Below are 3,718 nucleotides of genomic sequence, written 5' to 3' on the forward strand. Positions count from 1 at the left end.
GCTTCCACGACGGTGTCCGGGCGCTGGAGGCCGCGGGCGTCACCCGTTTCGTGGAGCTGGGTCCCGACGCGGTGCTGACCGGGCTGGCCCGCGAGTGCCTGGACTCCGAGGAGGCCGTGCTCGCCGCCGCCACCCGGCGCGAGCGCCCCGAGCCGGACACCCTGCTCACCGCGCTGGCCCAACTGCACATCGCCGGCTGCTCGCCCGACTGGGGCACCCTGTTCCCGGGGGCCGCCCGGGTTGACCTGCCCACCACTGCCTTCCAGCGCAGCCGCTTCTGGGTCGAGCTCCCGGCCTCGGTCGGTGACGTCGCCTCCGCCGGCCTGGACTCCACCGAGCACCCGCTGCTCGGCGCGGCCACCATGCTGGCGGACTCGGACGGCGCGGTGCTCACCGGGCGGCTCTCGGTGCGCACCCACCCGTGGCTGGCAGACCACGTGGTCGGCGACCGGGTCGTGGTGCCCGGCACCGCCATGGTCGAACTGGCCATCAGGGCCGGCGACCAGGTCGGCTGCGGCCACCTGGAGGAGCTCACCCTTGAGGTGCCGCTGGTCCTGCCCGAGCAGGACGGCATCCGGGTGCAGGTCACCGTCGGCACCCCCGACGCCGCCGGCAGCCGTACGGTGAGCGTCTACTCGCGCGCCGAGAGCGCGGCCGCCGAAGTCCCGTGGACCCTGCACGCCTCCGGCCTGCTCGGCCAGGCGCCCGCGCGCACGGGTGAACGCCTCACCGAGTGGCCGCCGGCCGGTGCCGAGATGCTGGAGACCGCCGGCCTCTACGAGCGGCACGCCGCCTCAGGCCTGCACTACGGCCCGACCTTCCAGGCCCTGCACGCCGCCTGGCAGCGCGGTGACGAGTTGTTCGCCGAGGTCCGCCTGGCCGATCGCCCGGCCGCCGACGCGGGCCGGTTCGGCCTGCACCCGGCCGCCTTCGACGCCGCACTGCACGCGCTCGCCCTGCTCGGTGACGGCTCCGACGACGAGACCGCCCGCCTGCCCTTCATGTTCTCCGGCGTCTCGCTGCACGCGGTCGGCGCCTCGGTGCTGCGGGTGCGGCTGCTCGCCACCGGAGCGCACTCCTTCGCCGTCGACCTGGCCGACGCCACCGGCGCCCCGGTCGCCTCGGTGACCTCGCTGGCCTCCCGCCCGCTGACCAACCTGCGCCGGCAGCAGGGCCCTTCGAGCGACGCGCTGTTCCGGCTCGGCTGGAGCCCGATCCAACTGGCCGAGACGGCAGACGAGGCCGACTACCGCCTCCTGCACAGCGTGGCGGGCAACGACGCCGAGGCCGTCCGGGCGGCCGTCCACGTGGCGCTGGCCGCGGCACAGGACGAGGACCCACGGCCGCTGATCGTGGTCACCCGCGGCGCGCTCTCGCTCGCCGGGGAGGAGGTGGCCGACCTGGCGGGCGCCGCGGTGTGGGGCCTGCTGCGCTCGGCGCAGTCGGAGAACCCCGACCGTTTCGTGCTGCTGGACCTCGATGCGGACGCCGACGCCGAGGCGCTCGCCGCCTCCGTACTGGCCAGTGGTGAGCCGCAGGTGGCGATCCGCGCCGGCGCGGCCCGCGCCGCCCGGCTGACCGCCGCCGAGCTCACCGTCGAGGCCGCGCCGGAGCTCGACCCCGAGGGCACCGTCCTGCTGACCGGCGCGACCGGGGGCCTCGGCCCGGTGCTCGCCCGGCACCTGGTCACCGCCCTCGGCGCGCGCCACCTGCTGCTGCTCAGCCGGCGCGGCGGCGCGGACGAGCTGACCGCCGAACTCACCGGGCTCGGCGCGCAGGTCACCGCCCGGGCCTGCGACGTGGCCGACCGTGCCGCGCTCGCCGAGGTGCTGGCCGAGATCCCGGCCGAGCATCCGCTCACCGCCGTGGTGCACGCCGCCGGGCTGCTCGACGACGGCGTGGTCGCCTCGCTGACCCCCGAGCGGATCGACGCCGTGCTGCGGCCCAAGGTGGACGGCGCGCTCAACCTGCACGAGCTCACCGCGGACGCGCCGCTGCACGCCTTCGTGCTGTTCTCCTCGGTCGCCGGGCTGGTGGGCGCACCGGGTCAGGGCAACTACGCGGCCGCCAACTCCTTCCTGGACGCGCTGGCCGCCCGGCGCCACGCGCTCGGCCTGCCTGCCCTCTCGCTGGCCTGGGGGCCCTGGGCCCCGGTCGGCGGCATGACCAGCTCCCTGGAGGAGGCCGACCGGGCGAGGATCTCGCGCGGTGGCATGACCGAGCTGTCCGCCGAGGACGGCGTGGCGCTCTTCGACCTGGCCCGGGCCACCGGGCTGGCGGCCCTGGCCCCGGTGCGGCTGAACCTGGCGGCGCTGCGCCGCCAGGGCGCCGCGCTCGCCCCGGTGTTCCGCTCCCTGGTGGGCCGTACGGTGCGCCGCGAGGCGGTGGCGGTCGAGGGTTCGGAGTTCTCCTTCGCCGACCGGATGGCCGAACTCGGCGAGCAGGAGCGCGCGGACGCGCTGCTCCAGCTGGTCCGGGGCCAGGTCGCGGCCGTGCTTGGGCACGCCTCCGCGGAGGCGATCGACCCGGGCCGGGCCTTCCAGGACCTCGGCTTCGACTCGCTGGCCGCCGTCGAACTGCGCAACGCCCTGACCGCCGAGACCGGCCACCGGCTGCCCGCCACGCTGGTCTTCGACTACCCGTCACCCGAGGCGCTGGCCGGCTACCTGGTCACCCGGTTCAGCGGCGTCAAGTCCGGCCCGCGCAAGGCCGCCCGGGCGAGCGCCGCCCGTACCGACGAGCCGATCGCGATCGTCGGCATGGCCTGCCGCTACCCGGGCGGGGTGACCTCGCCGCAGGAGCTGTGGGACCTGGTGATCGGCGAGAGCGACGCGATCAGCGCCTTCCCGGACAACCGGGGCTGGGACATCGACCGGATCTACGACCCGACCCGCGAGCGCCCCGACACCAGCTACGTCCGCGAGGGTGGGTTCCTGCACGAGGCCGGCGCGTTCGACGCCGGGTTCTTCGGGATCTCGCCGCGTGAGGCGCTGTTGATGGATCCGCAGCAGCGGTTGCTGCTGGAGAGTTCCTGGGAGGCGTTGGAGGGTGCGGGGATCGATCCGGTCTCGCTGAAGGGCAGCCGCACCGGTGTGTTCGCCGGGGTGATGTACCACGACTACTTCGGTGCGTTCGGCAGTGGCAGCATCGTGTCGGGTCGGGTGGCTTACACCCTCGGTCTGGAGGGGCCGACGCTGTCGATCGACACGGCGTGCTCCTCCTCGCTGGTGGCGCTGCACCTGGCGGCGCAGTCGCTGCGCGGCGGCGAGTCCACCCTCGCCCTGGTCGGCGGCGTCGCGGTGATGTCGACCCCGGACCCGTTCGTGGAGTTCAGCCGCCAGGGTGCGCTCGCCCCCGACGCGCAGTGCCGCCCGTTCGCCACCGGCGCCGGCGGCACGGTCTGGGGTGAGGGCGTCGGTGTCCTGGTCCTGGAGCGCCTGTCGGACGCCCGGCGCAACGGGCACCAGGTGCTGGCCGTGGTCCGCGGCTCCGCCGTCAACCAGGACGGTGCCTCCAACGGGCTGACCGCGCCCAACGGGCCGTCCCAGCAGCGGGTGATCGAGCAGGCCCTGGCCAACGCCGGGCTGTCGGCGAGCGACGTCGACGTGGTCGAGGCGCACGGCACCGGTACCACGCTGGGCGACCCGATCGAGGCGCAGGCCCTGCTGGCCACCTACGGCCAGGACCGTGGTGAGGACCGACCGCTCTGGTTGGGCTC

Annotated in this window: 1 protein-coding gene; it reads left to right on the forward strand. The window is 75.3% G+C overall.

Going from position 1 to position 3,718, the window contains the following annotated elements:
* On the forward strand, positions 1-3,718 hold a 3,718-nt coding region (locus ACFWP2_RS39485), incomplete at both ends, for an SDR family NAD(P)-dependent oxidoreductase (protein WP_380460949.1).

It is taken from the genome of Kitasatospora sp. NPDC058444, from assembly GCF_042721415.1.
Lineage (GTDB): Bacteria > Actinomycetota > Actinomycetes > Streptomycetales > Streptomycetaceae > Kitasatospora.